At 60.9% G+C, this 7,225-nt stretch carries 6 protein-coding genes; 5 read left to right on the top strand and 1 reads right to left on the bottom strand.

The window, feature by feature from the left end:
- A partial coding sequence (locus VJ604_RS16250) for a LamG domain-containing protein (RefSeq protein ID WP_324084348.1) occupies positions 1-1,805 on the top strand: 1,805 nt, incomplete at its 5' end.
- Between the two features lie 296 nt (positions 1,806-2,101).
- On the top strand, positions 2,102-3,076 hold the full coding sequence (locus VJ604_RS16245) for a glycosyltransferase (protein ID WP_324084346.1): 975 nt from the start codon (positions 2,102-2,104) through the stop codon (positions 3,074-3,076).
- 33 nt (positions 3,077-3,109) lie between these two features.
- Here the strand turns inward: VJ604_RS16245 and wecB are convergent, their stop codons facing one another.
- On the bottom strand, positions 3,110-4,204 hold the full coding sequence (gene wecB, locus VJ604_RS16240) for a non-hydrolyzing UDP-N-acetylglucosamine 2-epimerase (protein ID WP_324084344.1): 1,095 nt from the start codon (positions 4,202-4,204) through the stop codon (positions 3,110-3,112).
- A 439-nt stretch (positions 4,205-4,643) separates the two neighbouring features.
- Between wecB and scpC the strand changes: the two genes are divergently transcribed.
- From scpC to VJ604_RS16225, 3 genes are all read left to right on the top strand, one after another.
- Positions 4,644-6,203: a succinyl-CoA:acetate CoA-transferase ScpC gene (gene scpC / locus VJ604_RS16235; RefSeq protein WP_324084342.1), complete on the top strand. Its 1,560-nt coding sequence runs from the start codon at positions 4,644-4,646 to the stop codon at positions 6,201-6,203.
- Between the two features lie 53 nt (positions 6,204-6,256).
- Positions 6,257-6,562 carry a DUF485 domain-containing protein gene (locus VJ604_RS16230; protein ID WP_324084340.1) on the top strand — a complete coding sequence of 102 codons (306 nt, stop codon included), beginning with the start codon at positions 6,257-6,259 and terminating at the stop codon, positions 6,560-6,562.
- A gap of 10 nt (positions 6,563-6,572) precedes the next feature.
- A partial coding sequence (locus VJ604_RS16225; protein WP_414652459.1) for a sodium:solute symporter family transporter occupies positions 6,573-7,225 on the top strand: 653 nt, incomplete at its 3' end.

The following is a 7,225-nucleotide window of genomic DNA, read 5'->3' as shown; positions in this document are numbered from 1 at the left end:
CCAACAATCTCCCGAAAAAGGCGGACGGGTCGGCCTCCATGTGGGGATACTGGAACAACAAGGGACCTACCTGCCAGGTAACCCCTATTTCGGGAACCTTCAAGGCGGGTGAGACGGTGCGCAGCAACACCAGCGCCACCCTGGTTTTCCAGAAGTACTGGACCATCGGTGGCCAGACCTACATGCAGTTCGCCACCTCTCCGGCCAGCGGCAAGTTTGCTCCCGGCGACACCCTCACCGGCATGACTTCGAGCGCCTGCGCCAAGATGGTGGCTTGGCCGAAGATAATCGGCGACCACGGTACCGCCTACAACTGGGCCGGCCACACCAAATCGCTCATGATGAACATGGGTGATAATGACAACGACGCCAACGCCATGAAAGGTGTGGGCGCCCAGAGGCTGGGGCTCTTCTTCGGGGACGGCGTCACCGGCAAGAGCGGCCTTAAAAAGGCCTATCTGTTCATGATGATGAAGTTCCCCCCCAACTTCTTCTCCATGGCCACTTCCACCACCTACAACTACGTCGGCTTCCTGAAGATGTGGGACATGTGCCCCGGCTTCACCGCCATCAACTACTTCGGGACCCCGAGCGAGCACGCAGTTACCTACCCCAATCCCGACAACCAAACGGAGTACGGTGCAACCGGCGGCTCCCTGGTACAGCTGCAGGGTGGCGGACTTTCCAATGCCTCAAGCCTCTTCTTCAACAACCTCGCTTCCAACTCCGTCTATAGTGGTGGCTACTGGCAGTACCAGAATGGTGCGGTTACCAAGATGTCAGTAAACGGCGCAAGCGACCTGCAAAGCTACGCCCAGTCCGGCGACTGGTTCGGCGTCGAGTATGCATTCGACGTCGGCACCCTGGGCAACAGCAACGGCACCTCGGAGCTGTGGATCTACGACAAGAACGGCGTCCAGAAAGGGTACGTCGCCGTCACCGGCCAGCTCAACCTGAACCACTTCGACCACTACGTGAACAAGATAGTCCTGGGCGGTAACCGCCGCTCCGGTGGCACCACCACTTCTACCCTCGACGGTAGGTACTTCATCGACGACGTCATCATCGACGGCAACCGCATCGGTCCCAAGTACTTCCAGCTGCTGAGCGCCTACAACACCTCTGCCACCAGCACCACTACCAGCGGCAGCACCACCGGTACCACCAGCGGCAGCACTACCGGCACTACCACCGCCGGCTTGGTGGCGGCTTACTCCTTCAACGAGGGGACCGGCACCACGGTGGCTGACAAGTCTGGTAACGGCAACAGCGGCACCCTGACCAACACCACCTGGACCACCGGCAAATATGGCAACGCCCTGAGCTTCAACGGGACCAGCTCCATGGTCACCGTCAAGGACTCCACCTCGCTGCACCTAAGCACCGGCATGACCTTGGAGGCGTGGGTGATGCCGACCAAGATAAGCAGCGTGTGGCAGGACGTCATCTACAAAGGAAACGACGCGTTCTACCTGGAAGCGACCTCGCCCACCTACTCTGAACCGGTTGGGTCTGCGAACTCCTCCACCAGCTACCGTGTCTATGGCACCTCTGCCCTTACCGCCAACACCTGGGCCCACCTGGCGGCCACCTTCGACGGCACCACATCCCGCCTGTACGTAAATGGTGCCCTGGTCGCCAGCAAGTCGCAGAGCGTGCCGATACCGTCCTCGACCTCTCCGCTGCAGATCGGTGGTGACAGCCTCTACGGGGAGTGGTTCTCCGGCAAGATCGACGAGGTTCGGGTGTACAATAAGGCCCTCACCCAGACTCAGATTCAGACCGACATGCAGACCGCGTTGTAAGAGGCAGGCGGGAGCAAAAGCCTCCGCAGCTGACCAAAAGCCCGGGTTGCCTAGAGCAGCCCGGGCTTTTTCTTTACCCATTCAATAGGCGCATCCGTGAAGAAGGGTCCCCCATCTTCCAAGGGGATGGTTTGGGTGAGGATGGGGTAAGGGGAAGTTGAGCTGACAGAGGGATTGAGTTTAGTGCCATAGACTGAGAGCAGAGTGGCTGCTTGCTTTCGTAGAACCGTGAGATATTTTTAATAGCTGTGTATCACTGACGGCTTTGTAGGTAGTGGATCGTTCCAGGAGAGATCATGGAGAGCGTTGCGGTCATCATTCCCTGCTTTAACGCCGAACGTTTCCTCGCCGCTACCGTGGAGAGCGTCCTTGGCCAGGGTGCGCTGGTCGACGAAATCGTCGTGGTTGACGACTGCTCGACCGACGGATCCCTGGAAATCGCCCGCTGCTACGGCGACCGGGTCCGCTGTATCTCCCTCCCCTCCAATGGCGGGATCAGTGCCGCCCGCAATGCCGGCATCGACTCCGTCCGCTCCGGCAACGTCCTCTGTCTGGATGCCGACGACCAGCTGATGCCGGACTCGTTGGAAACTCTCAGGCAAGCCCTGGACCGGGTACCGGAAGCCGGCGTAGCCTTCGGGCGCTTCAACGAGTTCGACGACTCTTGCCCACAGCTTCCTCCGCGTGACTATGTGAACCAGCAGATCGACAACACTCCTCACGCCGTCCTGGCCGACCAGAGCTTCCTCTTTGACGACCGGCTCTTTTCGCCTCTGCTCAGGGGGAGCTTCATTCCGATGGGGGGGGCCTTGATACGGCGTGACGTTTTCGAAACCATCGGCCGCTTTGACGAAAGCTTCCGGGTGGGTGAGGATCGCGACTTTTGGCTGCGCGCCGTCCGATCCTTCCGGTTCCTCTGCGTAGACAGGGTCGTGATGCGGCGCAGGCTGCATGCCGACAACCTGACCGGTCTTAAGTTCCAGCACCTCTATCACGATTTCAACATCCGCCATGCGCGCAAGATGCTCGCTGCCTTTCCCGATATGTCAGAGGACGATCGGGACTTCATCACCCGCAGAGCGGCGGAGTGTTGCCGGATCTTCGCCAGGCACTACCTTTCGGAGGGGTGTCCGCAGGAGGCGAGAAAGTACGCGACGGACTGGGCGCAGTGGATGGGATGGAATCTGGAAGCCAGGTTCCTCTACCTGCTGAGCTTTCTTTCTGGCCCCCTGCTTGCCAACGTTCACAAGGGGGTGAGGATGCTGCGCTAGCTCCTCTGACCGCTGCCCCACTTCCTAGCGGGTTCACTTCCCCATCCGCACCGTGGTCAGCACCTGCCATATCCGCTGCGAGGTCAATCCATCCCAAAGCGGGGGGACCTGCGCCTGCTGTCGCTTCGCCAGGCTTTCGCGATAGCCGGCGATGATCGCCTCCGGAGAAGTTCCTGCCAGCACGTTGGTGCCGATCTCTATGGTGACCGGCCGTTCCGTGTTCTCCCGAATTGTCACACAGGGGACCCCCAGAGCGGTGGTCTCTTCCTGCAACCCTCCGCTATCGGTCAGCACCGCCTCGGCATCCTTCCACAGAAAGAGGGAATCGCGGTAGCCAAGCGGCGGCAGCAAGATCACCTGCTCGGAGAGTTGCATCCCGTAGGATTCCATCATGCGCCTGGTTCGCGGGTGAACCGGGAAGAAGATTTTTCGGTCCCTCGCCAACTCGTTGAGCGCGCTGGCGATCCCGCCAAAGGTTTCCGAGGAGTCGACGTTGGAAGGACGGTGCAGGGTCAGAAAGAGGTACGGCTCCCGCGTCTTGAGCGGGTACGTTGAGAGCTTGGTCAGGTCGATCTCGGAGAGCCGGTCAAGCTGGTGGAGGAGGTTGTCGATCATGACGTGCCCCACCTGGAAGATCGAGCCGGCCGGCTTTCCCTCCCGCAGCAGGTTAGCAGCTCCGCTCTTTTCGGTGACGAAGAAGTAGTCGGTGATGGCATCGGTCACCATCCGGTTGATCTCCTCCGGCATGGCCAGGTCAAAGCTGCGCAGTCCAGCTTCCACGTGCGCCACCCGGATCCCGCACTTCTTGGCCACGATGCTGCAGGCCAGCGTCGAATTCACATCCCCCACCACCAGCACGATGTCGGGCGCCTCCTTCCTGCAGACCTCCTCGAAGCCCACCATGACCCTGGCCGTCTGTTCCGCATGACTCCCGGAACCGGCGTTCAGCTGGTAAGCCGGTTCCGGTATCTCCAACTCCTCGAAGAAGGTGCGTGACATCTCCTGGTCGTAGTGTTGACCGGTGTGGACGATGCTGCAGCGAACCGACCTGAAGGAGGCGGAAGCTCGGTGAATGGCGGCTATCTTCATGAAATTGGGTCGTGCCCCCGCTACCAGTAGGACGTTCATGTCGTTTCCCCCGCTGAAGTCACTCCACCTCGGCCTGAATTGTCACCAGAAGGATAACTTAAAATACATTAATGTATACCGCGCGTGAGATCTTCTGCAACCCGGAAGAGGGCAGTCACAGGGAGTACCTCCGCCTGTCACCCTGATGCATCTTCCGCCTCCCTTCCACCATGAGGAGTTTGAGTGCAGTAAAAATCTGTTCTATTTATGGTTGACATGAACGTAAACGTAAGATATGGTGAGCATACGTTTAACGAGTTGAGGTGTGTCCGGTCCAGCAACAACCTGGTTTTACGTTGTTAATGGCCTAAGGTAACCCAGGCTCCCAACATCTGATTCCCCTTCATTTTGCTGACGTCTTCATGGATTCTGTCGCTACGGCGGTAGGGCTTTGGCTGTCTTTAAAATATCTCAGCTGAATAACAAAACGGAGGTTTGCATGTCAGAGTTCCGCTCGAGGATCAGAAGGAGAGCCCTTCACGCCCGGATCATGAAGCCCGAGGACACCGTCCAGTTCTTCAGGGATGGCATGGATCTCGGGTGGTCGGGGTTCACCCCGGTTGGCTACCCGAAGGTGGTACCGCTCGCCCTGGCCGATTACGTGGAGCAGAACAATCTGCAGGGGAAGATGCGCTTCAATCTCTTCATCGGCGCCTCCATCGGAGCCGAGGTAGAGGACCGTTTCGCAGAGCTGGGGATGACCGACAAGCGCTGGCCTTACCAGACCGGCAAGGTGGTCCAGAAGAAGGTCAACGACGGCTCGGTGCGGATGGGGGACAAGCACCTCTCCCTCTACGCCCAGGACCTGGTCTACGGCTTCTACACCAAGGAGAGGGGAGGGGGCTTCGACCTGGGGCTCATCGAGGCCTCCGGCATCGCCGAGGACGGCTCCATCATCCTGTGCGGATCGGTCGGGGTTGCCCCGGAGGTGATCCAGAACTCCGACAAGCTGATCATCGAGATCAACACGGCGATCCCCTCCTTCGAGGGGCTGCACGACATCGTGATGACCGAGCGCCCCCCCTTCAAGAAGCCGTACCTGGTGACCCGCGTCGACGACCGGGTAGGGACGCTGACCGTCCCCTGCGATCCCGACAAGATCGTGGCCATCGTCGAGTCCAGCATGCCCGACCGCGGCCGCCCCCTGGCTCCCCCCGATGAGCTATCCGAGCGGATCGCCGCCCACATCATGGACTTCTTCCAGATGGAGGTGAAGGCCGGCCGGCTCCCGAAGAACCTCCTCCCGTTGCAGTCGGGGGTCGGCAACATCGCCAATGCGGTGGTGGGGGGGCTCGCCCAAGGTCCCTTCTCCGGCGTCAACGTCTGGACCGAGGTGCTGCAGGACACCATGCTCGACTTCTTCGACTCCGGCAAACTGAACTTCGCCTCCGCCACCTCCCTCTCCCTTTCCGAGCCCGGCTTCAAGCGGCTGTACGCCGACTGGGAGCGCTACACCAGCCGCGTGGTGCTGCGTCCCATCCAGTACTCCAACCATCCCGAACCGGTCCGCCGCCTGGGCGTCATCGCCATGAACACGCCAGCGGAGTTCGACATCTACGGCCACGCCAACTCGACCCTGGTGAACGGCAGCCGGATGATCAACGGCATCGGCGGCTCCGGCGACTTCCTCCGCAACTCCTACCTCTCCATCATGCACAGCCCGTCCACCCGCCCCTCCAAGAGCGACCCGACCGGCATCACCTGTATCGTTCCCTTCGCCACCCACGTGGACCACACCGAGCACGACCTGGACATCCTGGTCACCGAGCAGGGGCTGGCCGACCTGCGCGGGCTCTCCCCGCGCGAGCGCGCAAAAGAGATCATCACCAAGTGCGTCCACCCCGACTACCGCCCCATCATGCAGGAGTACTTCGAGAGGTCACGCCGTGAATGCTGCGAACGCAGCATCGGCCATGAGCCTCACATGCTTTTCAAGGTCTTCAAGATGCAGCAGCACTTGGCTGAGCACGGGACCATGAAGATCGCCAACTGGGATTGATTTAACCTCATCCACCCGAGGTAGGGAACTCAACCAAAAGGAGGGAACGCACAATGGCTGGTGCACGGATCAACTGGAGCGAAGTGGCGCAGCATCCCAAGTACATCGAACTGAAGAACAGGAAGAGGAACTTTCTGTTCGGCTGGTGGATAGCCTCCACCATCTACTATTTCATGCTACCCATCCTGGCAGGCTACGCGCCCGATCTCTTCAAGGTCAAGGTGGTGGGCGTCGTCAACTTCGGCTACCTCTTCATCCTCTCCCAGTTCGTGGTGGCCTTCTTCGTGGCGATCTACTACACCCGCGTTGCCAATGACTTCGACCGCCTGACCGACGAACTGGTCAAGGCCGTCCAATAAGGAGGGGATCATGCTGAAAAAGAGTCTCGTTGCCATCACCTTGCTGCTGGCTGCCACCACCGCCACCGTCGCCGCCGAGCCGGCCAAACAGCTCCCGGCCGCTCAGGCTGCTGCCGCACCCGCCGCTCAGCCGGCTGCCGCATCGACCGTGAAGTCTGCGGTGGCCGCACCGGCGGCGCAGGCAGCCACCCCCTCCGCCGCGGCCGTCACCGCCAAGGCGCTGGTGCCTGGCGCGGCCCTCACGCCCGCCAAGGCAGGGGCTCCCGCCAAGGTGAAGCCTAACCGTGCCATCACCCTCACCATGTTCCTCGCCATCATCGGCGTCACCCTCTGCGTGGTGGTCTGGGCGGCCAAGCGGACCACCTCGGCCGCCGACTTCTACGCCGCCGGCGGCGGGATCACCGGCTTCCAGAACGGCTGGGCGATCGCTGGCGACTACATGTCCGCCGCCTCCTTCCTCGGCATGTCCGGCCTGATCTCTCTCTACGGCATCGACGGCTTCATGTATGCGGTCGGCCCCATGTTCTCATTCATCGCCATCCTGCTGGTGGTGGCCGAGCCGTGCCGTAACGCCGGCCGCTACACCCTGGGGGACATCCTCTCCTTCCGCGCCGCCCCCAGGACCGTGCGCGCGGTGGCCGCCCTTTCCACGGTCACCGTCTC

The organism is Geomonas sp. (assembly GCF_035254065.1).
Taxonomy (GTDB): domain Bacteria; phylum Desulfobacterota; class Desulfuromonadia; order Geobacterales; family Geobacteraceae; genus Geomonas.
The sequence above is the reverse complement of the archived record's forward strand: the minus strand, read 5'-3'. Positions and strand labels throughout refer to the sequence as shown.

Excerpts from the sequence above, each read along its gene's own strand:
- VJ604_RS16245 (WP_324084346.1), top strand. The coding sequence starts at position 2,102 with ATGGAGAGCGTTGCGGTCATCATTCCCTGCTTTAACGCCGAACGTTTC.
- wecB (WP_324084344.1), bottom strand. The coding sequence starts at position 4,204 with ATGAACGTCCTACTGGTAGCGGGGGCACGACCCAATTTCATGAAGATA.
- scpC (WP_324084342.1), top strand. The coding sequence starts at position 4,644 with ATGTCAGAGTTCCGCTCGAGGATCAGAAGGAGAGCCCTTCACGCCCGG.
- VJ604_RS16230 (WP_324084340.1), top strand. The coding sequence starts at position 6,257 with ATGGCTGGTGCACGGATCAACTGGAGCGAAGTGGCGCAGCATCCCAAG.